Source organism: Sphingobium lignivorans (assembly GCF_014203955.1).
Lineage (GTDB): Bacteria > Pseudomonadota > Alphaproteobacteria > Sphingomonadales > Sphingomonadaceae > Sphingobium > Sphingobium lignivorans.
In genome coordinates, this window is sequence record NZ_JACHKA010000001.1 from 3,305,515 (window position 1) to 3,331,676 (window position 26,162).

The 26,162-nt window shown below is 63.8% G+C and carries 19 protein-coding genes and 1 tRNA gene; 9 read left to right on the top strand and 11 right to left on the bottom strand.

Features of this window, described 5'->3' with window-relative positions; translation table 11 throughout:
- Nucleotides 1–76 precede the first annotated feature (76 nt).
- The 8 genes from HNP60_RS15230 to HNP60_RS15265 all read right to left on the bottom strand — a co-directional run bounded on the left by HNP60_RS15230 (nt 77) and on the right by HNP60_RS15265 (nt 12,924).
- Nucleotides 77–1,390, bottom strand: coding sequence for an MFS transporter (locus HNP60_RS15230; RefSeq protein ID WP_184155415.1), 1,314 nt, complete (start codon nt 1,388–1,390; stop codon nt 77–79).
- 243 nt (nt 1,391–1,633) lie between these two features.
- Nucleotides 1,634–2,425 carry an alpha/beta fold hydrolase gene (locus HNP60_RS15235; RefSeq protein WP_184155417.1) on the bottom strand — a complete coding sequence of 264 codons (792 nt, stop codon included), beginning with the start codon at nt 2,423–2,425 and terminating at the stop codon, nt 1,634–1,636.
- Nucleotides 2,426–2,742: 317 nt separating this feature from the next.
- The gene (locus HNP60_RS15240; RefSeq protein ID WP_184155419.1) at nt 2,743–5,511 is read right to left on the bottom strand and encodes a TonB-dependent receptor domain-containing protein; all 2,769 of its coding nucleotides are present in this window, start codon (nt 5,509–5,511) and stop codon (nt 2,743–2,745) included.
- A gap of 183 nt (nt 5,512–5,694) precedes the next feature.
- Nucleotides 5,695–6,561 (bottom strand): c-type cytochrome domain-containing protein, encoded by an 867-nt coding sequence (locus tag HNP60_RS15245; protein WP_184155421.1) that lies wholly within the window; start codon nt 6,559–6,561, stop codon nt 5,695–5,697.
- 19 nt (nt 6,562–6,580) lie between these two features.
- Complete coding sequence (locus HNP60_RS15250) at nt 6,581–8,143, bottom strand: ankyrin repeat domain-containing protein (protein WP_184155424.1); 1,563 nt, start codon at nt 8,141–8,143, stop codon at nt 6,581–6,583.
- Nucleotides 8,144–8,276: 133 nt separating this feature from the next.
- Nucleotides 8,277–9,602 (bottom strand): DUF1552 domain-containing protein, encoded by a 1,326-nt coding sequence (locus tag HNP60_RS15255; protein ID WP_184155427.1) that lies wholly within the window; start codon nt 9,600–9,602, stop codon nt 8,277–8,279.
- Nucleotides 9,603–9,649: 47 nt separating this feature from the next.
- Entirely contained in the window at nt 9,650–10,492 is an 843-nt protein-coding gene (locus HNP60_RS15260; RefSeq protein ID WP_184155430.1) for a VOC family protein, read from the bottom strand.
- Entirely contained in the window at nt 10,489–12,924 is a 2,436-nt protein-coding gene (locus HNP60_RS15265) for a DUF1592 domain-containing protein (protein ID WP_184155433.1), read from the bottom strand. Before HNP60_RS15265 ends, HNP60_RS15260 begins: the two co-directional genes overlap by 4 nt.
- A 208-nt stretch (nt 12,925–13,132) precedes the next feature.
- Here HNP60_RS15265 and HNP60_RS15270 point away from each other — a divergent pair, with 208 nt between their 5' ends.
- Nucleotides 13,133–13,909, top strand: a complete 777-nt coding sequence (locus tag HNP60_RS15270) for an IclR family transcriptional regulator domain-containing protein (protein WP_184155436.1) — start codon at nt 13,133–13,135, stop codon at nt 13,907–13,909.
- A 207-nt stretch (nt 13,910–14,116) separates the two neighbouring features.
- Here the strand turns inward: HNP60_RS15270 and HNP60_RS15275 are convergent, their stop codons facing one another.
- Together HNP60_RS15275 and HNP60_RS15280 are read right to left on the bottom strand one after the other, a co-directional pair.
- A complete protein-coding gene (locus HNP60_RS15275) occupies nt 14,117–15,331 on the bottom strand; it encodes an acetyl-CoA C-acetyltransferase (RefSeq protein WP_184155439.1) in 1,215 nt (404 codons plus the stop codon).
- Between the two features lie 31 nt (nt 15,332–15,362).
- On the bottom strand, nt 15,363–16,151 hold the full coding sequence (locus HNP60_RS15280) for an IclR family transcriptional regulator domain-containing protein (protein ID WP_184155442.1): 789 nt from the start codon (nt 16,149–16,151) through the stop codon (nt 15,363–15,365).
- A 63-nt stretch (nt 16,152–16,214) separates the two neighbouring features.
- Between HNP60_RS15280 and HNP60_RS15285 the strand changes: the two genes are divergently transcribed.
- Together HNP60_RS15285 and HNP60_RS15290 are read left to right on the top strand one after the other, a co-directional pair.
- Nucleotides 16,215–16,934: a CoA transferase subunit A gene (locus HNP60_RS15285; RefSeq protein ID WP_184155445.1), complete on the top strand. Its 720-nt coding sequence runs from the start codon at nt 16,215–16,217 to the stop codon at nt 16,932–16,934.
- Entirely contained in the window at nt 16,934–17,569 is a 636-nt protein-coding gene (locus HNP60_RS15290; RefSeq protein ID WP_014077461.1) for a 3-oxoacid CoA-transferase subunit B, read from the top strand. The genes HNP60_RS15285 and HNP60_RS15290 overlap by 1 nt, the downstream gene beginning before the upstream one ends.
- A 287-nt stretch (nt 17,570–17,856) precedes the next feature.
- On the opposite strand, the gene HNP60_RS15295 is transcribed toward HNP60_RS15290, so the two are convergent.
- Nucleotides 17,857–17,930 (bottom strand) — tRNA-Cys (locus tag HNP60_RS15295).
- Between the two features lie 197 nt (nt 17,931–18,127).
- Here HNP60_RS15295 and HNP60_RS15300 point away from each other — a divergent pair.
- The 6 genes from HNP60_RS15300 to HNP60_RS15325 all read left to right on the top strand — a co-directional run bounded on the left by HNP60_RS15300 (nt 18,128) and on the right by HNP60_RS15325 (nt 26,134).
- A complete protein-coding gene (locus HNP60_RS15300) occupies nt 18,128–18,781 on the top strand; it encodes a protein-L-isoaspartate O-methyltransferase family protein (protein ID WP_184155448.1) in 654 nt (217 codons plus the stop codon).
- 19 nt (nt 18,782–18,800) lie between these two features.
- On the top strand, nt 18,801–20,249 hold the full coding sequence (locus HNP60_RS15305) for a TolC family outer membrane protein (protein WP_184053098.1): 1,449 nt from the start codon (nt 18,801–18,803) through the stop codon (nt 20,247–20,249).
- Between the two features lie 41 nt (nt 20,250–20,290).
- Entirely contained in the window at nt 20,291–20,827 is a 537-nt protein-coding gene (locus HNP60_RS15310) for a DUF2497 domain-containing protein (protein WP_260394941.1), read from the top strand.
- 164 nt (nt 20,828–20,991) lie between these two features.
- Complete coding sequence (locus HNP60_RS15315) at nt 20,992–23,829, top strand: valine--tRNA ligase (protein ID WP_184155453.1); 2,838 nt, start codon at nt 20,992–20,994, stop codon at nt 23,827–23,829.
- Nucleotides 23,830–23,848: 19 nt separating this feature from the next.
- Nucleotides 23,849–25,339: an MATE family efflux transporter gene (locus HNP60_RS15320; RefSeq protein WP_184155456.1), complete on the top strand. Its 1,491-nt coding sequence runs from the start codon at nt 23,849–23,851 to the stop codon at nt 25,337–25,339.
- A 42-nt stretch (nt 25,340–25,381) separates the two neighbouring features.
- Nucleotides 25,382–26,134 carry an SDR family oxidoreductase gene (locus HNP60_RS15325; protein WP_184155459.1) on the top strand — a complete coding sequence of 251 codons (753 nt, stop codon included), beginning with the start codon at nt 25,382–25,384 and terminating at the stop codon, nt 26,132–26,134.
- Nucleotides 26,135–26,162: the final 28 nt, after the last annotated feature.

Here is a 26,162-nt window from a genome sequence, read left to right on the forward strand (position 1 = left end):
GCATAATCGACCGGGAAATGTCTTCACTTCCCGGACTTATCGTGACGACGTCTGCTCGGCCTGCCGGGATCAGGACCTAGCGCAGCGCATAATGCCCGTCCCGTCGGGCCAGTCGCCCTGCCCACAAGAAGCAGATCGCTGCCATCAGGTAACAAACAGCCACCATGATCATCGAATAACGGATGCCCTGATCGCCGTGGATGGGCATAAGAAGGTCGTTCAATATGCCGACGGCCAGCGGACCGCATAACTGGCCGAGGAGATTGGCCACGAAGACTTTGACCGCCAGCGCCACCGTCTTCATATTCTCGGGCGAAAGGGCGACGATGACCGCGAAGAGCGGACCTTGCGCCGCTGTGTGAAGCGCACCCGAGATCAGCATCCCCATGATCCAGACGGACCTGGTGTCGCTCAGAAGGAACATGAGGTAAGCGGGGGCTACGACCAGGCACACCAGGGCCGGCACCCCGAACCTCCAGCGTTCGTCCCGGCGGCCCAGTCGGTCAGCCATCCACCCCACGAACAGGATGCCGAAGACTGCAACAAAGCCGCGCGACGGTGTGACGTAAAGGCCCACCTCGGTGACCGTCAGGCCATGTACCCGCACGATAAGCGCCGAGGTCCAGGCGCTCGACGCATTCAGCGCCCCGCCGGTGAACGCGACGCCCAGCATCATCGCGCGAAACGCCGGCACTTTCCACAGGCCGAACATCGCCTGGATCAGTGTCACCACGGGCGCCCGCTCGGCCCGGCCTTCCAGTCTACGCTCCGGTTCCCGGACTGTCAGAAAGAAGATGATAGCGAGCAGGAGCCCGAAAAAGCCCGCGAACTGGAAGGCGGCGCGCCAGCCATGAATGCCGGCGATCCAGGCCGTCAGCGGAAGGAAGACGATGGCATCGATGGCAAAGGCTGTCTGGAAGATGGCAAGCGCAAACGGTCGGCGCTCCCGCGACACGACATCGGAGATCATGGACTGGGACGGAGCGACCCCGGCCGCCTCTCCCGCGGCCATCATCAGTCGACAGATCGCCAGTTGGATGCCGTTCACCGCATAGCCGGTCAGGGCTGTCATGAAGCTCCAGAGAGCGAAACCGGCTGTGATGATGTTGCGGCGGCTGGAACGGTCAGCAAGGCTGGCGATGGGCAGACAGAGCAGCGCATAGACCAGCCCGAAAGCCACTCCCGAAATTAGACCCAGCGCCGTGTCGCTCAGGTCCAGATCGTCCTTGATCAGCGGCAGAAGAAGGCCGAGCAGCGAACGGTCGAGATAATTGAAGGTCGAGACTAATGTGAGGAAGCCCACCGCCCAGGCCGCGCGGACAGAAGTCTGGGTATCGGCCGCGCCCGCTTCAAGGCTGGGAGAGGAGTCTGGCGCTGACGCATTGGACACTTGGCCGTCTCTCCCTTTCAGCTTGTCTGCGCGGCATGAATCCCCCGCCGCATTCTCTTTGAAGACACCCTCCGCAAAACATCATCGAAGATCAACCTCGGACCGGATTGCTGCGCACGAAGGCTTCAGGAAGTTTGCGAGGGCCTGAAAGCAGAATGCTGGCGGCTATGCTCGTCACAACTGCCACAGGGAGCCCCGACCCAACCCCGTCCCGACCGACCTGGCGGCCTGTGCCCATCGCAGTCACGTCGCGTGCGCCCTTTCCCGGGCATGCTTTTCGAGAAAGGCGAGCACCGCCGCGTTAAAGAGGCCCGGGCGTTCCCAATAGGCCGAATGTCCGCATTCCGGAATCACGACCAACTCGCTTCCGGGGATGGAGCGATGAAGCAGACGAGCGATCGGCGGCGGGGAGAGAAGGTCGGCGTCGCCCGCCACCAGCAGCACCGGCATCCTCAACTGTTCGATGTGGTCCAGCGTCACGGGACGGCCAAACGGCTGGCTGACGGGCGGATTGTCGCCGCGCGAGCGCGCATGGAATTCGTTCCACTTCTCGACGCCTTGCGGATTGATCATGCGATAGGAAGGCGCGAGTTCACGAACATCGTGAGGGACGCCATCGTACCAGGGACCGCGCAAGGAGGCCGCCATTCGTCCGATGACCGGATCGGAAGGGGAGAGCAGCGAGCAGGCCAGGCAAAGCGATGCGACACGCTCCGGCCAGCTCACCGCGAATGCCGTGGCGACAAAGGCGCCCGCGGCCGTCCCGACGATGTGACACTGCCTTATATCGAGATGGTCCAGCAACAGGCGCAGGTCGTCGCTCGCGGTCCCGGGATTGGCCGGATCGCCACGCGTGGAGCGCAGAAAGCCTCTCCGCGAATAGCCCACGACGCGAAAGCCCGCATCGGCAAATGGGGCCGCCTGATAGCCCCAGACTTCTCCGCTGCCGGTACCGGGATGCAGAAGAATGATTGCCGGGGCGTTCTTGTTGCCGCGTTCCCAATACCACAGGTCGACCCCATCGAGCCTGGCCATCTCCCCGCGGTCCGCCAGTGAAGCGGGTGGCGCCTCGGGCTCCAGTGGCGAGGGATCGCCTCCGGAGACGCCGGACCGTGCTGCGAGGATCGCGGCTTTGCTTCCTGAGGCCAGTTGGGTTGTAATGACTCCCGCAGCCAGGAAGTATCGCCTGCTTGCCTTCACGCTGCCGATCCTTTCCGCCCGAGCCCGGATTTCAGCACTACAAGATTCCTACCCTGCGGCGTTCCGGGCGCGCCAGGGGGACCTGCCGACCCTGGATCGCCTGACCGGGTGTCCTGGGAGAAGAAGACACCCGGTTGCGCAAGGAACTCGCATCAGAAGCGGAAGCGCACGCCCCCCGTGAGCAGTCGCCCGACGCGATCGTAGAAAGGAGAGCCCGCAGCGCTGGCTCCAGTAATGACCTGCGGCGTAATCGGCGGATCACTATCCAGAAGATTGTTGACCTTGGCAAATATCTCCACCTCGGGCGTGATCTTGTAGCTGCCGTTAACGTCAATATAGGCCCGTCCGCCCACATGATTGTTGTTGATGCTATTGGGACCGCCGCCCTCGAAATAGAGGCTATTGTAAACGCCGCCTTGGACGTAGCGACCCAGAATGCCGAAAAGATAATTACTCGTCCTGTAGGAGAGGGATATGTTGCCGCGCCAGTGCGGTATGCCCGTCCCCGAACCCGTCTGACCGGCTGTTTCCCCGTTCACCGAATTATAGAGCGTGCTCACATAGTTGGCGAGCGCACGAGCGGTGAGGGAACCCGCCGCGACCGGGAAAGAATACTCCGCTTCGATATCCACACCTCTTGTCTTGAAGGTTGCGGCGTTCAGCAAAGTGGCGCGAACATCCGTGATCACGTTCGTGGCCGAATCGCGCGTGATCGCAGAACAGAAGGCCGTTACGCCGATATTGCATCCGTCGACGACCTGCTGGGCAGTCGGCGCCAGGATCGCGGAGTCGATCGAGATTGTGTAATAGTCGATGGAAAGATGAAAGCGCGGCAGGAACAACGGCTCGAGGACCACGCCGACCGTATAGGTTTTCGCCTTTTCGGGCTTCAGTGCGGTATTGCCGCCAGTCAGCTGATTGACGGTGCTCGAACGCGCCGGCGTGAACGAAGTATCGATCACGATTGGGCGGCCAGACGCCTGCCCGGAAAAGAGTTCGTTCACATTGGGCGCACGGATATCGCGCGACACAGTGCCGCGGAAGCGGATGCCCCGAACCGGCGTGTAGGTGGAACCGACCTTCCACGTCGTCACGGAGCCGCTGGTGCTGTAATCCGTCAGACGCAAGGCGCCGCTGACATCCAGTTCCTCGGCGATTGCCGAATCCTTCAGGATGGGCACGCCGATCTCGCCGTAAAGCTCCTTCACGTTGAAACGGCCACTCAGCGTCTGGGCGTTGATCTGCCGCCAGCCGCTTGCCTGGGAAATCGGGTCGGAGACCTGACTGACCTCCTCGGTGCGATACTCGGCGCCAAGCGCGAGCTGAATGTCACCGGCGGGAAGGCTCATCGGGGATCCGCTGACATTCGCCGCGTACACATTCTGCCGCTGTTCGGAACGCGACGTGGACGTCCCGATATAATATGCGACGGCGGCGGCGCTGACCGACCCGGGGCCGAAAAGGTTTGACGGCACGCAGGCAGGATCGTCATTCGTCGTGGACGCATCCACATTGATCCGGCAGGCCGGCTGACCGGTCGCCGGGTTGATGACCGCGTCGATCGCATTCAGCCATCGGGCGTTGATCCGGTTGCTGGCATCGGCCCGCTCGTAGAGATTGCGGGAAATCTGTGCATAGGCGCTGTATTGCCAGCCGGCGCCGAACGTTCCTTCGATCCCCAACGCATAACGCCGCACGGTGGCGATCGTCGTGGTCGACAGAGTGCCATCTTCCTCATTGATGCGACCGATCGTCAACGTTCCGTTTGCGGGAATGAGATCGCGGATGGAGGCCGGCATGAATGCATTGTCGCGACGAAGGACAATCGTTCCGGAATCGATATTCGGATTCTGGTCGGTAAAGGCTTCGCTTCGTGACCACAGTGCGTCGGCGAAGATCGAGGTATCGTCCGTGAAGTCGAAGGAGACCCGCCCGAAGCCTGCGTAACGGGTATAGCGGGGCGTGATGTTCGCGGTCGCCATGGGGGTCCCGCCATCACCGCCTGTCATGAAGCTGGACCCGACATTGGTTCCGAAATCGAACGGAAGAACCGTACCGCCCGGCCCGAACTGAATGCCCCTCAGAGCAGCCGGGCTGTTGAGGGCCGTGACGCCGCCACTGATGAGCTGGGTGGTGGTGGAATTCGGGAGGATCAGACGCTGGGGCTGACCATTTGTCGCCGTGTAGGCCGGGTTGGTCAGAACCGCGTAGTTGTGGCTGCCCCAGGGACGCGTCGATTGGTCGAGCTGGCCCGTATTCCTGTAGAAGTCACCCGCGGCAATGACGTGCAGGCGCCCGCCCAGCGCGGATTTTCCGACCGCGAGAGAAGCACCCGGCTGGCGATGGTCACCATATGTCGTTTCGCTATACTGGACGCTCCCCTTCACGCCCTCCAGTCGTGAGTCGAGCGATATGTTCACGACGCCCGACACGGCGTCCGAGCCATATGCCGCCGAGGCACCTCCGGTCACGATTTCAACCTTGTTGATGAGAACGGCCGGAATGACGCTCACGTCCACGCCGCCACTTGAATCGGTCGCAGCAAAGCGACGTCCATCGAGCAGCAACAGCGTGCGACTGGATCCGAGACCTCTGAGGTCGAGATTGCTCGCGCCGATCGGCGCGCTGACCTGACCGTTGTTCTGGTTGAAGCGCAACGTCGGCACATCCATCATCAGGTCGGTCACGGACCTGATGGCCTTCGCCTCCAGATCCTGCTGCCCGATGGAGGTCACCGGCGTCGGCGCGGAAAATCCCACGAGACGCGTACCGGTGATAACGAGATCCTGCTTGTTCTCCGTCTCGTCGGCGACGTTTGCATCCTCAACCGCTTCCGGCTGCGCAAGTCCTGGCATCGCACCCAATGAAACCGCCAAACACAGCCAGCTCGAGCGAATTCCAAAAGAATTACTGAATTTCAATGGCTTAAACCGCACAGCAGCCTCCCCTCCTTTTACCGGATTATTTTCCGGATTATATGGGCCGGCTACCGGAAAGTTTTCCGATAAACAAGCCATAATCTTATGATGTGGAAAGAGATCCCCCCGAGGCACTGACATCGGGCCAGGAGCGCGCTCTGGCGAGCCTGGAAGAACGCCGGCCGTTCAAAGACCCCCGGCTTTGACAAGGCTTTCGCGCACATCGGCTGGCGGCGTCAGCTTGCCGATTTCGCCACTCGCGGGTGAGCCGATGCTGATCCACCAGCGGATCGCCTGGACCTGCGCGGGGTCGAGCGGCGTCTTGTTGTTCTTGGGCATGAAGTCGACATGGTTTCGCGCCACGGTGATACGATGATACAGATCGCTCTTCCCGGGGTCCTTGGGCACGATGACAGGCCCGGTTTCGCCCCCTTTCATCATTTCATCGTAACGCACGAGCGAAAGGCCGCCCCGCTTCTTGTCGTCGTTGTGGCACGAGGCGCAGCGGTCACGGAAAGCAGGCGCGATCACATCAAGATAGATGTCCGCCTTGGCGATGTCGGTGATCGGCGGGCGCGGCGCCGCTTCCGGCGCAGCCTCTCCAGCGGCCAGTGACCGCAAGGGGCCCGGGGCAAATTCGGTCAGATAGGTCGATCCGTGCGTGAGGTTCCCGCCCAGATGGCCGGTCGCAGTCATCAGGATGAGGACTACCACGAGCGGGACCGGCCATATCTTCGAGAAGATGGCAGGCGCTTCGAGCCGCCAGGCCCAGATCGCGATGGCTGCGAAGGCGAGAGCCGTGCCGGCCCATCGATGAAGGCTCACCCCCGGGCCGGTGAAGCCCGGTTCCGTGGCATGCATATAGCCCAAGGCGACGGTGACCAGCGCGGAGATCGCCCCGGCAAGCCAGGTGAGCGATACTGCCGGTGCGAGCGCGCCAAATCCGGGCCGACGCGACATCGCCTCCATTAGGACCGCCAGAAGCAGCATCCCGATGGGCAGATGAAGAACGAGAACATGAAAACGGCCGAGAAAGAAAATGAAGTCGTTCATCGGCGCGTGGTCCTTCTCGTCATGACGCCTGTTTCCTGGAAGTGATGGCTGGGTTTGCCGATGCTGGTGCAGCAGCTCGCGGTTCGGAACCCGGCGCACCCGGCGCGGCCGTGGGTTTGCGGCGCTCGCACTGGAGCCCGCGCTCCTTGCAGAGCCGCTCGATCAGAGCGATTGTCGTCGGCTTGGCCTGCGCCGGCAGCGTCGCAAGGAACACGCCCTGGGCCCAGGTGAGCGCGGTCCGCCCCTGATCGTCGGCATCCTCCAGCCGCGCGCCTTTCTCGACGAGAAAGCGCACGATCTTGTCGGAACCGCGGTTCGCAGCTCCGTGCAGTGCGGTCACTTTCATGGAATTGGCCGCGTTCACGTCCTGGCCGTATTTCATGCAGAGCTTAATCGCTTCCAGGAGCTGGTCCTCACCCTCGTCGTACGTCTGGTAGAACTGCCAGTTGACCCCCGCTGCGGCCATGAGCGGCGTCGTCCCGCGCCAGGTCGCGAGATTGGGATCTGCGCCATATTTTATGAGGAGCTTCATGGACGTGACGTCGCCCGAAAGTGCCGCGCGCAGGAACGGTGTCTGCCCCGTGAAGTCGACCCACGAGAGCGAACCGCCGTGCATCAGGAACTGACGGATGGGCGGATATTCATTCACGCGGGCATTGGGTTGCGCGCCCTTCTGAAGCAGCAGGTCGATGACCTTGAGCACTGCGGGGCGATCTATGCCGTGCTCCGTGCTGTCGCTCGCATACTCCACGTTGCGAATCTCGACGGCTGCGAAGAGCGGAGTGCGCCCGTACCAGTCCGCAGCGTTCACGTTCGCGCCAAGGCCGAGGAGATATGTGGCAATGTCCATCCGATTGTTCAGAATGGCCATCAACAGCGGCCTGATGCCGTTCGGTTCTGCGCCCTCCAGAGGGGCACCGGCCTCAATGAGCATGCGGGTGGATTCAAGGTCGCCGGCACGGATTGCATAATGGAGCGGCGTGAGCCCGCCTGCGATCGGCGGACGCTGTCCCTGCGTCGGGACGCCTCCGCGGACGATGCCGTCGCCATGCGATCCGTTGCCGAACCCCGGAGGTGTGAACTTGGGCGTATCGCCCACAATCGTTTTCGCATCGATCCTGGCACCGGCTTCGAGCAGGCGCCGCACGACATCCGGATGCGCGTTCCAGGCGGCCAGCATGAGCGGGGTGACGTGATGCGTCTTCTCTGCCGCGTTGACCGCAGCGCCCGCGTCGATCAGCCGGTTCACGACCCCGAGCGAGCCCTGCCGGGCAGCGGCGATCAATGGCGTCTCGCCCCGGACGTCCGGGATGTCCGGCTTCGCCCCGGCCTGGAGCAACCGCTTCACAAGGGCCTCGTCACCCTGTCCGCTGGCGATGTGCAGGGCCGTGGTCCCAAACCGGTTGATCCCGTCCGGGTTCGCGCCATGATCCAGGAGCAGCGACATTGTCGGCTGGTCGGAGAAATGCGCGGCCCACAGGAGAGCCGGAGTGCCGTCTGCGCTGACCTGGCTTGGATCCGCGCCCTGCTCGAGCAGGGCGCGCGCCTCCGCCATCATTCTGCCGCTGGCTGCCTCGGCCATCCTTCGCCCAAGCATGCTAGCCTCCGCCGCCGGCAGCACCGGCGTGCGTGACCGCATGCTCAGCGCCGCGAGTGCGAGCATGGCCAGAATGAAGACAATCCCAAGTGCTGCGGCGAGCCGCGGCACCGCCAGTTTAGAGATCCACGGTTCCGGTGCTGTCGCCGAACTTGTCGACATTGACATTCGCTTTCTGCAGGATTGTTAGAAGGAGATTTGAAAGCGGACGCTTCCCTGACCCCGATCGGATGTGGCGATTGCCCTTGATCGAACCCGAGCCTCCTCCCGCCATGACGATAGGGACAGGGTCATGGTTGTGGACATTGCTGTCCCCCATGCCGCTTCCCCACATGAGAATGCTGTTGTCGAGCAGGCTGCCGTCGCCGTCCGGCGTGCTCTTCATCTTCTCGAGCAGATAGGCGAACATGCTGACGTGATAGGCGTTGAGCTGAGCGAGCTTGTCCTTGTTCGCCTGGATGTTGCTGTGATGCGAGAGAGGGTGGAACGCCTCGCGGACACCACTTTTCGGATAGATCGCGTTGCTGATCTCGACGGCGACCATGAGCGTCGAGATGCGCGTCATCTCCGTCTGCCAGGCGAGCACCTGCAGATCGAACAGCATCTTGATATGGTCCTCGAAATCGGCAGGAATGCCCACAGGCGTGGGCGGCAGGTCGAGGTCGCTCGATGCCTGCTGCTCGGCAAGCGCAACGCGCCGCTCGACCTCGCGGACGTCCGTCAGATACTGATCGAGACGTCGCCGGTCGGCGGCGGGCAGGTTCCGCTGCAGCGAGGAGGTCTGCTCCAGCACGCCATCCAGAATGCTGGCCGCCTGCTGGCGATTGGCGGCGCGCGCATCGCCGTCCCGACCATCGCCGAACAGACGCTCGAAAACGACTTGCGGGTTGCGTTCGACCGGCAGCGGGCTGTGCTCGTCGGACCAGGCGAGGCTGTCACGATAAGCGCAGCTCCACCCTTCCCCGCATGTCGCCGAGCTTCCTTCTATCCCGAGCTCGAGCGAGGGAAGCGGCGTCTCCTGGCCGATCTTCCGGGCGGCAAGCTGATCGATGGTGATGCCGAGACGGTTCTCGTTCTTGTGCATCGCCGCGCCGCTGAGATAGGTCGCACACGAGCTGGAATGATGCGCGGCGGCCGAGCCGTCCTCCGTGTAGGCGAGCGGAAGTCCCATGTCGCTGATCACGTTCAGCCAGGGCCGGTAAGGCTCGAGCGAGCGCAAGGTCGGCGACATCGCGAAATCGGTTCCGTCGGTGGCGGGCGTCCATTTGTCCATCACCGCGCCGTGCGGCACATAATAGAAGCCCAGGCGCGTCCGGCTCGCGGCTCCCGAGACATTCGTCGCGGCAGGCAGCATCGAATCCAGGAAGGGCAAAGCCAGCGCAGCCCCGCCAAAGCCCCTCAGGAGCGTCCGTCGCGACAGGTGCTTCTTTGTGATATAATACATCTCACGCCACCTTTCCGAGTGCTCGGCCTCGCGGCCCCACTCTCGTCTCAGACCTTGATCAGTTCGACTTCGAAACCATCGGGATCCGTAAAGCGGAGCCGCGCCGCGGTTGCGCCACTCAGCGGCTTCGCACCGAGCGACACCAGACCCGCCGACACCTTGACAGGATCGAATGGACCCACCCGGATTCCGACGCGCTTGAAGCCCGTCGCTCCGCCGGGCGACTGCGGCGCGAGGCGGATCGTCGTATCCGCCGCGCGATACCAGATCTCGCCCTTCTCCCTGGCCGGCGTCCGGGCGAAAAAGCGGTCGTAGAAGCGGCTCGAAGCACCGAGATCGGCGACGCGCAGCAGAACATTGTCCATCCCATATGGCTGCACGAGGCCGTAGCCGCGTCCCAATATGCGCTCCGCTGGAATGTTCGTGTCCGTCAGGCCGGCCGGATCCTTCAGTAACTGCAGGCCGATCTTGTCGGGGTCCAGCACGACCCCGCGAGCAGCCGGTGGCAGTCCGAGCGCCGAAAGAGCCGCATTCATCTTGTCGCGATCATAGCCTTCGACGGCCACGCAATAATGATCCATGACCGGCGCCGGCTGGCTGGCGCGACTGCCGATCGCGATATAGGCCTTGCCGATCATCACATAATAGCGCAGCGGCGGGTCTATCTCCTTGAAAAGCCCATGGCCGAACACAGCGCTGTAGAAGCGCGCGGTCGGGGTCACATCCGGCACCATCATCGCAAAATGTTCCAGACCGGTCGTGATGAGCGGAAGTTCATCCCCGCGAAGCGCCGCAGCACTCGCAAGCGATCCGCTCAGCAATGGCAGGCTGGCCGCGCCAATAAGCAATGTACGACGGGCGACATCGGGAACGGTCTCGTGTTCGATCACGCAGCTTTCCTTTTCTTTTCCGCTTGCGATTCTTCGGTCCGGGTTGAGCGGGACGGCGGCCCGAGCGGCCGCGCTGGGTTGGTTCGCGTGAGGAAAGGTTTGCTTTCCACCACGCCCATGATGATCGAGATGAGCCCGTTCCCCTGGGACTTGGAGCGCCGCATCACCTCGCGTACCGCGGGCATTTCATGAGCATTGACTGGCCGCCCGAGCGCATAGGTCATGAGCTTCGAGGTCAGGTTCGCCACGAATGCGTCGGAATATTTCAGCAACGCGCGGTTCAGATCCGCACTGCCGCGCAATGCCGTGCCATCGACCAACGTACCCGATGCATTGATGGGGAACGGCCCGTCATGTGTGCGCCACTTCCCGGTCTGATCGAAATTCTCCATCGTCAGTCCGATGGGGTCCATCATGTTGTGGCAGCTGGCACAGGCCGGGTTCTCACGATGCTGGGCAAGCCGTTCCCGCAGTGTCTGGGGCGTCTTGACGGAGGCATCCAGATTGGTCTCCACACCCGGCGGCGGCGGCGACGGCGGCACGCCAAGGATGTTTTCCAGCACCCATGCGCCTCGAATGACGGGCGACGTGCGGTTGGCGACCGATGTGACGGTCAGGACGCTTGCATGCCCCAGCAAGCCGCGACGCGGATTACCCGGGGGAAGCGACACGCGACGGAAATAGTCCCCTTGCACACCCTTGATACCGTAATGCCGCGCCAGCCGTTCGTTCACGAACGTATAATTTGCATTGAGCAACTCAACGGCCGGACGATTGCCGCGCAGCACGTTCGCGAACAGCAGCTTGGTCTCCCGCTCCATCGCGAAGCGCAGATTGTCGTCGAAATCTTTGCTCTCGCGCTCTGCGCTGGCGAGTTGCCGCAGATTGAGCCATTGGCCGGCAAAATTGTCGACGAACGCATCGGCGCGCTTGTCTGCAATCATGCGGTGGACCTGGCGCTCCAGCTCCGCCGGCTGGGTCAGCTTGCCGCTGACGGCGGATGCCATCAGCGCGTCATCGGGAATGCTGCTCCAGAGGAAGAAGGACAGACGCGAGGCGAACTCGATCGGCGATACCGGATAGACCGAGCCCGGGGCCGCACCGGCAGGCTCCTGCTCAACCCGATAAAGGAAGCGGGGATCGACCAGGATATAAGCCAGCGCTTGCTGAACGCCCGTCTCGAAATTGCCGCGCCTCCGGCCTTGATCATAATACCGCATCAGCAAGTCCATCTCGGCGGACTGCTCCGCCAAGGGCCGGCGGAACGCCTTGCCGGCCAGGCGCGCAACGATACTGCGCGCGCAGACCCGCTCCTCCATCGGCTTGCTCGGATAGCAGCTGAAGATCTTTGAGCGGGCGGCGGTCTTGCCGACGCCCTTGACGTTGAACGGCCCGTTGACCGCGACGTCCATGATCGTGCCCTTCACGTTGAAGGTCGCGTAGATCTCATCGACACCCGGCTCCAGATCCACATCGCGCAATGCCACCGTGACAGGGAACTCGCCGGCGCGGACATGGACCCGCGCTTTCCCCTTGCTGTCGACCGGAAACGCCTTTCCGGCGACCGTCAGATCGACATTGGGCATCTTCCCGCCGCCATATTTCCTGAACAAGGTGATGCCGGGCCCGGCACGCACCTCGACCTCGTAGTCGCCCTCGACCGGGAAAAGCACGTTGAGACGTACGCCGCCGCGCGTGCCGAGCGGCAGGCCCGCTATGTACCGGCTGTTGTCGAGCTTCTGGGGCACGGGAAAGGCCCGCCGCGCGGATGCCATCGTCGGATCGCCCACCGCCAGGCGGCTGATGCGCATGCCGGCGTTCAGATAGCCCTGAACCAGAGCGGGCGATGTAGTGAGGATCTCTCCTATATTGTCGAAACCCTTCGTAGACGGGTCCGGGGGCAGCAGCGTCGTGACATCGACATTCAGGCCAAGAAGGTCCCGGATGACATTGTCATACTCGCTCCGCGTCAGACGACGCAGAACCGCGGGAGCGGGCGACGGCTTGGCGCCATCCAGACTGGACGTGATCGCCTGGATGAGCTCGCGCGCTTCGGCTTTGCTGGGTCGCGGCTCACCCGCCGGCGGCATCATGCCGCTGGACAGGCGCCGCACCGTGGCCTCCCATAGCTCGGGAGCCTTCAACGGATTGGCGAGACTCATCTCGTCGAAGGCCAGCCCCGCCGTCTTCTCGACACTGTCGTGACAACTCATGCAGTACTTGCCGATCAGGGGGTGCGGAGCCTTGGCCAGCATCGCCGGCGATGGCGCATCGCTGCCACCGACCGGGAACAGATAGGCAAGCAGAACAAGCACGAAGACCATGCCGGCGACGGCGAGGTGGCGAATTCCTTTTCCGCCCTCGGCGATCGCACCGCTGTCATGCCCTTGCCAGAGATACGCCCGGAACTGAGCCGGAGAAACGTGCATCATAACCCGAATCCCATGCCCCATCCCCAAAGCCGGAACTATTTCCGATCTTTACCGAAAAACTTTCCGGCTATCGGTATGGCCTACAATGGGGCTTGTCAAGGGAACTCAGTTCAGCATTAATGAAGCGCACCTGGACGCACGGCCCTTCACAAGCGGCACCTGACTGGTCCTGGCAAGGTTACGGCAGAGCAAAAAAAGGGAAAGCCAGTTGACCAAATCGACCACGAACGATGACGAATACATCCCTTCTCTTGAGAAGGGGCTTGCGGTCATTGCCTTGTTCAGCTCAGACAACCCTGAATGGACGCTCAGCCAGATCTCACGAGAGCTCAAGATAACGCCGGGAAGCACTCGAAGAATACTGAGAACTCTGGAATTATTAGGCTATGCGGTAAACAATGATGGCCGATTTCGGCTAACTGCCAAAGTTCTTGGCCTTGGAACGGCGTACCTGTCGTCGCAGCCTTTTTCTCAAGCAGCGGGACCATTGCTCAGGGAACTTGCGACAAAATATCATATCAATTGTAACCTCGCCATACTCGACAATCGCGATGTCGTTTACGTGGCGCGTGCCACTTACAAGGATTTCGAGAACTATTATATTCATGTCGGCGCGCGTGTCCCGGCTTACGCGACTTCATCCGGCAAGGTGTTACTCGCTTCCTTGTCGCCTGAGGAACTCGAAACGCTTCTCGACGGCTGGACGCTGGAAGCATTCACGCCAAATACGATCGCGTCACACGAAAAACTTCGTGAGGTTCTGAATGAGGTTCGCGCGCGCGACTATGCGACGAACGATCAGGACATTTTCCTCGGACAGCGGTCGATCTCTGTCCCGCTTCGGATCGATGGCAAAACGACGGCAGCGATCGTAGCAGCAACATCCGTCAGCCGGACCACGCTTCAGGGTCTCGTGACCGATCTGTTGCCGCCGCTCCAGGCGGCGGCCAGGGAGCTGGAGGAGACAGCGGCCGTTCTTCTTTGATCGCATCTATTTACAGGCTCGCAAATGGCCGACTCCGAAGAGCCGGCCATTTCTCTGTGCAGCCTTTCTGGGACATGACAGGTCCGTTGGCGGGACCCCGGCCCCGCGCTCCCGTGAACGCTCGAACAGGATCCGGTAGCTGCGGCCGGGCATCTTGATATCGTCCACGGCCTTTAGGAAAGCTGGCAGGATGATGCGATGCGTGCGTCAGCCGGCGCGTTCGAAAATGGCTGCCAGGCCCTGGCCGCCGCCGATGCACATGGTCTCAAGCCCGTAGCGGGCCTTGCGACGCCCAAGCTCGTGCAGCAGCGTCGCCATGATCCGAGCGCCGGTCACACCGATCGGGTGTCCAAGCGAAATGCCCGAGCCATTGACGTTGAGGATCTCGTGGCGCTCGTCATTCTCGCTCCAGCCCCAGAGCTTCAGGAGGGCAAGAACCTGACAGGCGAATGCTTCGTTGATCTCGAGAAGGTCGATGTCCTTCCAGTCGAGGCCGGTCCGCTGGAACAGGCGTGCGACCGCCGGGATTGGTCCGATGCCCATGCGCGAGGGATCGCAGCCGGCCGCAGCCCAGCCGACGAACCAGCCTGACGGTTCAAGGCCGAGCGCCTCCAGCCGGTCTTCCGCGACGACAAGACAGGCGGCGGTGGCGTCATTCTGCTGGCTGGCATTGCCGGCTGTGACGACGCCCCCTTCGATCGGTCGCAGGGCACTCAGGCTCTCGATCGACGCGTCCGGGCGGATGCCTTCATCCTGGGCGAACAGGACCGGGTCACCGCGACGCTGCGGAACCGCCACCGGCACGACCTCGGCATCGAAACGCCCCTCGCGCCAGGCAGCCGCGGCGCGGTGGTGGGATCGGACCGCATAGGCGTCCGATGCCTCCCGCGAGATGCCATGGTCCTTCGCCACATTTTCGGCGGTCTCGATCATGCCGGTGATCACGCCATAGCGCTCGATGGGCTGGGACATGAGGCGCGCGCGGGTCAGCCGATCGTGGAGCTCAACATTCCCCATGCGGGCGCCCGAGCGAAGCGCGCTGGTATAATGTTCGACATTGGACATGCTCTCGGCGCCGCCGGCGACCACGACATCGGCGGCGCCGGTCTGGACCATCATGGCGGCCTCGATCACGGCCTGAAGGCCCGAGCCGCAGCGCCGGTCGAGCTGGAAGCCCGGGATGGTCTGGGGCAACCCGGCCGCGAGCCAGGACCAGCGGCCGATCGCAGGCGCTTCGCCGCTCGGATAGCCATGCCCGAAGACGACATCATCCACCCGCTCCGGGTCGATGCCGCTTCGCTCGACCAGAGCCTTGAGGATCGTTGCGCCCAGTTGTCCGGCATTGAGGGCCGAGAGCCCGCCGCCGAACTTTCCGACCGGGGTCCGCAGGGGCGAAACAATGGCGGCGCGACGAAGCTTCATGATGCAGGACTCCTGGGAATGTCTTGGATTGTCAGATGGCGCGTTCGAGCTGCCCTGCGGCGGCTCGCAGGTCCGGCAGGACGGTCTCGATGAGATCGTCGCGCGAATGAGCGTCGGAAAAGGTGGCGATGTTGAGGGCCGCGACCACGGCTCCGTCCCGATCGCGCACGGGAACCGCGAGCGATCGCAAGCCTATCTCCAACTCTCCCTCAACCAGCGCCCAGCGTTGTTCGGCGACCTCGCTCAGCACGCCTGAGAGCTGGCCCTTGTCCACAACCGTCCGATCGGTTCGCGCTTCAAGGACCGAGCTATCGATCCACCCCCTGCGCACGCTGGCGGGAAGATAGGCGAGCAGCACGCGCCCCATCGACGTGCAGTGGCTCGGCAGGGTGCTGCCGACCATCAGGGGCGCCGCGATGATCTGGTTTCGTTCGGCGCGCGCGATGTAGATCACGCGGCCGGGGTCCCGGGGGTCCAGCGTTCCCACGGAGACGGTCTCCTGCAGCCGGTCCCGAAGGCCATTGGCAATCGCCTGACTGGCGCTCGCCAATGGCGTCGAGGTGAGATAGCCGCAGGCCAGCGGCAAGAGGCCCGGCGTCAGAAAGAAACGGCCGCCCTGCTCCCGGACATAGCCGAGCTGAACCAGCGTGTGCAGGCAACGCCCGGCGCTCGCGCGGGTGAGGCCGGTGACGCGCGCCGCGTCGGCATTCGACAACGAAGCCTGCCCCTCGAAGGCACGCAGCACCTCAAGTCCACGAGCCAGGGACAGCATGAAACTGGGATCGCTCTGGCCCGAATACGGGTCACTCTGGTCCAGCATTGACCTCGCTCCCTTTTCCGATTATTGATCTAGTTGTTCGATAATCGAACATATAGGCTAAAGATGTCAGAACGCAAGATATTCAAGGATGCCGATGAAGCGCTCGCCGGCATTGCCTTTGACGGCATGACGATCATGTCGGGCGGCTTCGGGCTCTCGGGAAATCCCGAGCATCTCATCGCCGGCCTCCTGCGCAGTGGCGTGAAGGATCTCACGATCATCTCGAACAATTGCGGGGCGGACGGCTTTGGCCTTTGGACACTGCTCAACAACAGCCAGATCAGGAAGATGATCTCATCCTATATTGGAGAGAACAAACTGTTCGCCGAGCTCTGCCTCACGGGGAAGCTGGAGCTCGAGCTCACCCCCCAGGGTACGCTTGCCGAGCGCGTCAGGGCAGGCGGTGCCGGCATTCCCGCTTTCTACACCAGGACGGGGGTCGGCACGGTCGTTGCCGAGGGGAAGCCGGTCGAGACGTTTGAAGGCGCCCTCTACGTGCGGGAGACCTGGCTGCGCGCCGACCTCGCGATCGTGAAGGCCTGGAAAGCCGATCCGGAAGGCAATCTCATTTATCGCAAGACCGCGCGGAACTTCAATCCGGACATGGCGACGGCCGGCAAGGTGACGATCGCAGAGGTCGAGGAGATCGTGCCCGCCGGAACCTTCGATCCTGACCAGGTGCATACGCCAGGCATTTATGTGAACCGGATCATCCAGGGCCCTTCCTATGAAAAGCGGATCGAATTCCGCACGACCCGCGAGCGTGAAGGAGCAGCCGGCTGATGGCGTGGACGCGCGAGGAAATGGCCGCTCAGGCGGCACGCGAGCTCCAGGATGGCTATTATGTCAATCTTGGGATCGGCATTCCGACCCTGGTCGCCAACCATGTGCCGACCGACATTGACGTGGTCCTGCAATCCGAGAACGGCATGCTGGGGATCGGGCCCTTCCCCTTCGAGGACGATGTCGACCCCGATCTCATCAACGCCGGCAAGCAGACGGTCACGGCCCTGCCCACGTCGAGCTTTTTCAGCTCGTCGGCGAGCTTCGCCATGATCCGCGGCGGCCATATCGACCTCGCGATCCTGGGCGCGATGGAAGTCGCCGGCAATGGCGATCTTGCCAACTGGTCGGTGCCGGGCAAGATGATCAAGGGCATGGGCGGGGCGATGGACCTTGTCGCCGGCGTGAAGCGCGTCGTGGTCGTCATGAGCCATATCGACAAGGCGGGAAGCCCCAAGATCGTTCCGCGCTGCACATTGCCACTGACGGGCGCCGGCGTCGTCGATGCGATCATCTCGGAACTCGGCCGGTTCAATCTGGACCGCGCGACCGAGAGCCTCATCGTTCAGGACATCGCCAACGGCGTCTCGCTGGAGGAAATCCGCCAGAAGACAGAGATTCCCGTCATCGGTTGAGCCGATGAGGGCGATAAGCGGGGCCAGTAGACGGGAGAGCGGAAAAACTGGCGGAGGAGCGTGTTGGCAGCGACGCCCATGCATCGGCCGACCCGACATCCTCCAACCGTGACCAACGCGGTCGACCAGGAGGGATATCCTCCCGACCGATCCGACCGGCGCTCAAACGACCGCAGAGCGATGACCGGACGCTGGGGTTTTGCGAGCGGCAATGGTGCGCTGGCCGGGGGGCACTGCGAGCAAAACAGCCGTTTCCAGGACGAATATCAATCGCCAAGGACGGCGTCTGGAGGCCCGAGCCGGAATCGAACCGGCGTATACGGATTTGCAGTCCGCTGCGTCACCACTCCGCCATCGGGCCTCGGTCGCGGTGGAGCAGCGCGGCTAGCCCAAATCGCACGCGGACGCAATCCGCTTTGCCGGCTCCGTGGCCCTGCTGCGGTGCCAAAGCCATTCAAGCGGAAAATTGTTTCACTGTGCGCTGCAAAAAGACTAGAGAGACAGGCAGCGCCATTTGGTGTATTGTAACAGCAATACAGTTATGTCATCAGGGACGGCATGAGCGAGCAGAATTTCCAGGCAATGCGCCGCGCGATGGTGGAAAGCCAGTTGCGCACGAACGACGTGAATGATCCGGCGATCATCGAGGCGATTCTCGCCGAGCCGCGTGAGGCTTATGTGCCGGCGGAACGCCGGGCCGCAGCCTATACCGACCGCGCCGTTCCACTGGGCAACGGCCGCGCCCTCAACCCCGCGCTGGCCACGGCCCGCCTGCTCGTGGAAGTGGCGCCCCGCGCGGGCGAGCGCGTGCTTCTGATCGGTGCGGCGACGGGCTATGCAGCGGCATTGCTGGCGCGGCTGGGCTGCGTCGTCGTGGCGATCGAGGAAGATCCGGTTCTGGCCGAGCAGGCCGCGCGGCAGCTGCGCGATCGCCCGGGCATTACCCTTCATGCCGGCCCGCTGGCCGCGGGATGGCCGGAAGGCGCGCCTTATGACCTGCTGTTCGTCGATGGCGCGGTGGAAGAGCTGAGCGATGCGCTGATCCAGCAGCTCAATGTGGACGGGCGCGCGGCCTTCGCAACTGCGGAACGCGGCGTCACGCGCCTTTGCGCCGGTGCGCGCTCGGCGGGCGGCTTTGGCGCGCGGGCATTCGCGGACAGCGAAGCGGTCATCCTGCCCGGTTTCGCCCGGCCCAAAGCCTTCACTTTCTGACCAGAGGCCGAAAACCACCATGCCCCTTCGATCGACTGCGCGCCTCGCGATCCTGACGGCCCTGCTCGGAAGCACGGCCCTGCCGGCGGGCGCCGAGACGCTGCAGGAAGCGCTCGCCGCCGCCTATCGCGACAACCCGACGCTGACGGCGACGCGGGCCGGCCAGCGCGCGACGGACGAAAATTATAACATCCAGAAGGCGAACGGCCTCCCCAGCCTGAGCGTGGAGACCGTTTATCAGGAAAACGCCTATCGCGAGATTCCCAATGACTTCCAGCCCGAGCGCACGATCTCGGCGACGGGGCGCATTTCCGCGCCGATCTATTCGGGCGGCCGGGTGCGCAATGGCATGAAGAGCGCGCGCACCCGCATCGAGGCTGGGCAGCTCGACTTGCGGGCGACGGAGCTGAGCATCTTCAGCCAGGTCGTCGCAGCCTATATGGATGTCATCCGCGGCCAGTCGGTGGTGGCGCTCAGCCGCAACAACGTCCAGGTTCTGGAAGTGAACCTGCGGGCCACCAACAACCGCTTCCAGGTCGGCGATCTCACCCGGACGGACGTTGCCCAGTCCGAATCCCGCCTGTCGCTGGCGCGCGGCGATCTCAAGACGGCCGAAGCGCAGCTCATCGAGGCGCGCGAACGCTACATCAATCTCGTCGGGCACGAGCCGGTTGACCTCCAGCCGCCGCCCGCGCTTCCGGGCCTGCCGGCGAGCCCGGACACCGCGGTCGATATCGCGCTTGCGAACAATCCCGATCTCGCGGCGGCGGAGAAGCTGACCGAGGCGGCGAAATATGACGTGCGCGTCGCGCGCGGGCTGCGTCACCCGACCGTCTCGGCCTTCACCAACAGCCAGTACACGACTGACCTCGACTCCACGCCGGATGCGACGATTCAGCAATATGGCAAGACCGTCACGGTCGGCGCCTCGATCGTCCTGCCGCTTTATCAGGGCGGCGGGCCGGCCGCGCAGGTTCGCCAGAGCCAGGCCCGCGAGCAACAGGCGATGGAGCAGCGGACTGCCGTCGAGCGCAATATCATTGCCCAGACGCGTTCGCTCTTCTCGAGCTGGCAGGCCAGCAACGAAGTGATCGCGTCGAGCCGCGTGGCGGTGGATGCGAGCGCCTTGTCCCTCCAGGGCGTCCGCGCGGAGAACAGCGTCGGCACCCGGACCATTCTCGACATCCTCAATGCCGAGCAGGAAAGCTTCATCGCGCGCGTCCAGCTCGTGACGGCGGAACGCAATGCCTATGTGGCGGCTTTCTCGCTCCTCGCGGCGATGGGCCAGATCAGCCCCACGGATTTCGGGGTCAGCAGCACGGACATCCAGGACCCCCGGACCAATTATGGCCGGGTCAAGGGCAAGTGGTTCGACTGGGATGACGATCCGGCGCCGGCGCCGATTTCGTCGCGCACGGTTGACTCGACGACGCAAAACGCGACAGTAACGCCCGAGGGAACCAACTGATCGTCGGGGATTGAATGGGCGCGATGCCGAACGAACCGTCGATGGAAGAAATTCTGTCTTCCATCAAGCGGATCATCGCCGAGGAGGATGGCGCCGCGCAGGCGCCCCGCGCCCCCCGTCGTGCTGCCCCGGCCAGCACCGCCGCAGTCCCGGCCAGCCTGGTCACCGACGATCATATCCTGGAGCTTACCGATGCCTTGCCCGGTGAGACGCACGCCGGCCCAGCGCAGGAGGAGCCCGCGATGACCCCGCCAGCCAAGCCAGAGAGCAAGTCCGCCCGGGCCGAAGCGCCGAAGGCCGAAGCCAGGACGGCAAAGCCGCGGAACAGCGCCGCCCCCGCCGCCTCCGGCCCCGTCCCGGGCGTCATGTCGGACATGAGCACGCAGGCCGCGCGCGAATCCCTCGTCAATCTGTCCCGGCTGCTGATCCGTCCCGAGGATGGGCCGGCGGGCACGCTGGAGGATCTGGTCCGCGAGATGCTGCGCCCGATGCTCAAGGACTGGCTGGACGCGCATCTGCCCGGGCTGGTCGAAACGCTCGTCAAGCGCGAGATCGACCGCATCACTGGCCGAGTATGACGGCCGGGCTGTAGCGCTCCCTACGGGCCGACAGTCCGGCTGATCGTCGGCTTTTCCACTTCCGCCGGGCTTTCGGGCCCGCATGACATCACCCGCCTTTCCCGCGCGCCCGTGCCCATGGCCGGGCTGGCGCGAAAGAGCGAGACTGACTAAGGCACCGCCCCATGACCGAGCTTGCCAAGACATTCGATCCCGCCGCCATCGAGGCGAAATGGTATCAGCACTGGGAGACGAGCGGCCAGTTCCGCCCCGCCCGCCCGGACGCGCAGCCCTTCACGATCGTCAACCCGCCGCCGAACGTGACCGGCAGCCTGCACATCGGCCATGCGCTGGACAATACGCTGCAGGACATCATGGTCCGCTACGAGCGGCTGCGCGGCAAGGATGCGCTGTGGGTGGTCGGCACCGATCATGCCGGCATCGCCACGCAGATGGTGGTCGAGCGGCAGCTGAACGCCAAGGGCGAGAAGCGCACGGACTACACGCGCGAGGAGTTCGTCGAGAAGGTGTGGGACTGGAAGGCGGAGAGCGGCGGCACCATCACCGGTCAGCTCCGGCGCCTCGGTTGCTCCATGGACTGGAGCCGCGAGCAGTTCACCATGGACCCGCATTTCACTAGGGCGGTGGTGAAAGTGTTCGTGGACCTCCACAAGGAGGGCCTCATCTACCGCGACAAGAGGCTGGTGAACTGGGACCCGGGCCTCAAGACGGCGATCAGCGATCTGGAAGTCGAGACCCGCGAGGTGCTCGGCAAGTTCTGGCATTTCCGCTATCCGCTGGCGGATGGCTCGGGCGCCATTTCCGTCGCCACCACGCGGCCCGAGACGATGCTGGCGGACATGGCTGTTGCCGTGAACCCGGACGATGAGCGCTATCGCATGTGGGTGGGCAAATATGTGAAGCTGCCGATTACCGGCCGCCTCATCCCCATCGTCGCGGACGAGCATGCCGATCCGGCACTGGGTTCGGGCGCGGTCAAGATCACGCCCGGGCATGACTTCAACGATTTCGAGGTCGGCAAGCGCGCGGGCATCGCGCCCGCCGACATGCTCAACATGCTCGATGCCGAGGGCCACGTCTGCCAGACGGCGGACGGGCTGATCCCCGAGGAACTGATCGGCCATGATCGCTTCGAGGCGCGCTGGCGCGTCCTCGGGATGATGGAGGAAGCCGGCCTGCTCGAGCGGACCGAGGACCGCACCATCCAGACGCCTTATGGCGACCGCTCCGGTGTCGTCATCGAACCCTGGCTGACCGACCAGTGGTATGTCGACGCGGCGACGCTGGCCAAGCCCGCCATCGAGGCCGTGCGCTCGGGCGCCATCGAGATCGTGCCGAAGACGTGGGAAAAGACCTATTTCAACTGGATGGAGAACATCCAGCCCTGGTGCGTCTCCCGCCAGCTCTGGTGGGGCCACCGGATCCCGGCTTGGTTTGGCTTTTCAAGGGAATGGCTGGCTCAGAACGCCACCAAAACATACCGGGAAATAGCATCGGAGATCTTCAGCGGTGCGGCTCCTGATCAAATTGTATTTGTAGCGGAGACCGAACAAGCTGCGATCAAGCAGGCAGAGCAATATTACGGACCAGACTATCAAGTCGTTACTCATCAAGGCGAAGAAGGCGAACCGCTCACTCTTAAAGACCCGGGAAAGCCCGCCCTCTCGATCTACCGCGACCCCGACGTCCTCGACACGTGGTTCTCCTCTGCCCTCTGGCCCTTCGCCACGCTGGGCTGGCCGGACCAAGAGCCCTCTCCCCTTCAGGGGAGAGGGTTGGGAGAGGGGCGCGCAGAGGCCTCCCCGACCCTGCTTGCCAAGCATTACCCCAACGACCTCCTGATCTCCGGCTTCGACATCCTGTTCTTCTGGGATGCGCGCATGGCGATGCAGGGCATCCATTTCATGAAGGATGTGCCCTGGCGCCGCCTCTATCTCCACGGCCTCGTGCGCGCCGCGGACGGCCAGAAAATGTCCAAGTCCAAGGGCAATGTGGTCGATCCGCTCGGCCTCATCGATCAATATGGCGCGGACGCGCTGCGCTTCTTCATGGCCGCCATGGAGAGCCAGGGCCGCGACGTGAAGATGGATGAGAAGCGCGTCGAGGGCTATCGCAACTTCGCCACCAAGCTGTGGAACGCGGTGCGCTTCGCGCAGGCCAACGGCATCGTCGCCAGCACCAGCGTCGCCGCGCCCGCCGCCACGCTCGCGGTCAACAAGTGGATCATCGGCGAAGTCGTCGGCACGCTCGCCGAGCTGGACAAGGCGCTCGCGGACCTGCGCTTCGACGCCGCCGCCAACGCCATTTATCATTTCGTCTGGGACCAGTTCTGCGACTGGTATCTGGAGCTCATCAAGGCCCAGATCGACGAGGAGACCAGGGCCGTCGCCGGCTGGGTGATCGACCAGATCCTCGTCATGCTCCACCCCTTCATGCCGTTCATCACCGAGGAACTCTGGCATGCGCAGGGCGAGCGCTCGCACGACCTCATCGTCGCGCAATGGCCCGCGCCGCAGGCGGAGATCGATCCGCAGGCCAGCGCCGAGATCGACTGGCTGATCCGGCTGGTGAGCGAGGTGCGCGGCGCCCGCGCCGAGCTGGGCGTGCCGCCCGGCGCCCGGCTCCCCGCCATCGTTAACGAGGCCAGCGCGGAGACGCGCGCGCGCATCGAGCGCACGGCCCCGCCCCTTGCCCGTCTCGCCCGCATCGAGAACTGGGCCTTCGACGGCGCGGCGAGCGGCGGTGCGGCGCAGATCGTCGTCGACGAAGCGACCTTCATCCTGCCGCTTGAAGGCGTGATCGACATCGCCGCCGAGAAGGCTAGGTTGACAAAGTCCCTTCAGGCCGCGCAGAAGGAAGCCAAGTCGCTGGAAGGACGCCTCGCCAACCCCGCTTTCGTCGAAAAGGCGAAACCCGAGGCCGTCGAGAAAGCGCGTGCCGACCATGCCGACAAGATCGCGGAAGCGCAGAGACTGGAGGCTGCGCTGGCGCGACTTGGATAAGACATGAAATCGGGAGCCCATGAGCGAAGACCTGTCCCCCCCGCGCGACGACGCTTCGCCACGGCCCGCTGACGCCGATCCTGAAGACACGGGCTTCGAGCCCGGGCCGCGTCACATCCGTGGCGGGCGGGATCTGACGAGCGGCCCGATCTTCGCGACGCTCGTCCTCTTCACGCTGCCCACGCTCGTCTCCAACATCCTCCACAGCATGAACGGCTCGATCAACTCGATCTGGGTCGCGCATTTTCTGGGGGAAGCGGCGCTGGCCGCCACCGCGAACGCGAACATCATCATGTTCCTCATGTTCTCGGTGATCTTCGGCTTCGGCATGGCCGCCAATGTGGTGGTGGGCCAGGCATTCGGGCGCGGTGATCTGCAGGCGGCGCGCCATGCCTTCGGCTCGGCGATCGGCTTCTGCCTCGGCCTCACTTTCGTCATCGCCATTGCCGGCTTCCTGTGGTCCGAGCATATCCTGGCGACGCTGTCCACGCCGCCCGAAGTGTTCCGCCTCGCGCGGCAATATCTTCACTTCACCTTCCTCGGACTGCCTGCGGGCATGATGTTCGTGATGGTGATGATGGGCCTGCGCGGCAGCGGCGATTCGATGACGCCCTTGTGGTTCATCATCCTGTCGGTGCTGCTGGATATCGGCCTCAACCCGGTGTTCATCCTGGGTCTCGGCCCGGCGCCGCAGATGGGCATTGCCGGATCGGCCTTCGCCAGCGCCATCTCCAGCTATCTCAGCCTCGCCGCGATGATCGCCTATATCTACTGGCGCGATCTGCCGCTGCGTCTGCGCGGGGCGGAATGGCATTATCTCAAGCCCGATTGGGCGTTGCTGCGCGTGGTCGCGGGACGCGGGGTGCCGATGGGCATCCAGATGGTCATCATGTCGCTTTCCACGCTGGTCATCATCGGCTTCGTCAATCGCGAGGGCACGCTCACGGTCGCGGCCTTCGCCGCCTCGCAGCAGGTGTGGAACTATATCCAGATGCCGGCGATGGCGGTGGGCGGCGCGGTGTCCTCCATCGCAGCGCAGAATATCGGCGCCGGGAAATGGCACCGGGTGGAGCAGACGACGCGCGTCGCCATTTTCGTCAACATCGCGCTGTCGGGTGGGCTGATCGGCCTCGTCAGCCTGTTCGACCGGCATATCCTCGCGCTGTTCCTGGAGAATGGCGGCGAGGCGATCGCCATCGGCCAGCACATGATGCACATCGTCAACTGGAGCTATCTGCTTTTCGGGGCGGCGATGGTGATGTTCGGCACGATGCGCGCCAACGGCATCGTGCTGGCGCCTCTGGTCATCCTCACCATCTCGCTCTTCTTCGTCCGCATCGGTTTCTATTATCTCTCCTATCCGTTGATCGGCGTCGATGGCCTCTGGTTGAGCTTTCCGGTGAGCACCGCCATCTCGCTCGTGCTGGCCTGGCTCTATTATCGCTTCGGCCGCTGGCGGAACGTCCAGTTGCGCGTGCCCAGCCCCCCGCTCGCGCGCGGCACTGCTTAGGGATCCGGGCACGACAGGCCGGCAAAGAGAGGGACGAGAGGCATGAAACGGGTTCTGGTGACGGGCGGCGGCGCGGGCATCGGCCTCGCCATCGCGAAGCGCTTCATCGAGGACGGCGCGCGCGTGCTGACCTGCGATGTCGACGAAGCTGCCCTCAATGGCGCGCTGGAGGCCGTGCCCGGCCTGCTGGGACTGCATTGCGACGTCTCGCGCGAGGCCGATCTCGATGCGCTGTTCGGCGCAGTGGATCATCAACTCGGCGGGCTGGACGTGCTGGTCAGCAATGTCGGCATTGGCGGCCCCACCCTGCCCGCGGACGCCTTGCCGCCCGAGGACTGGCGGCGCGTGATCGACATCAACCTGACCGCGAGCTTCGAAGTGACGCGGCGTGCCATCCCGCTGCTCAAGGACAGCGCGGGCACCATCATCATCATGTCCAGCGCGGCGGGTCGCTACGGCTATCCCAACCGCATCGCTTATGCGACGAGCAAATGGGGTCTCGTCGGCTTTGCCAAGACACTGGCCATGGAACTCGGCCCCCATGACATCAGCGTGAACGCCATCCTGCCCGGAGCGGTGGGCGGCGAGCGGTTCGACCGCGTGATCGAAGGGCGGGCACGGGCGAGCGGCCGGTCCTTCGAGGAGGAAGTGGCGCTGGGCCTCGCCTCGCAATCGCTGAAGCGCATCGTGGCGCCGGCGCATGTGGCGGACCTCGCCTTGTTCCTCACCACGCCGGCGGGGCGCTCGATCTCGGGCGCGGCCCTGCCGATCGACTGCGATCTCCAGCACGGCTGAGCGCCGCGCACCCGAAGCCCCCCCGAAT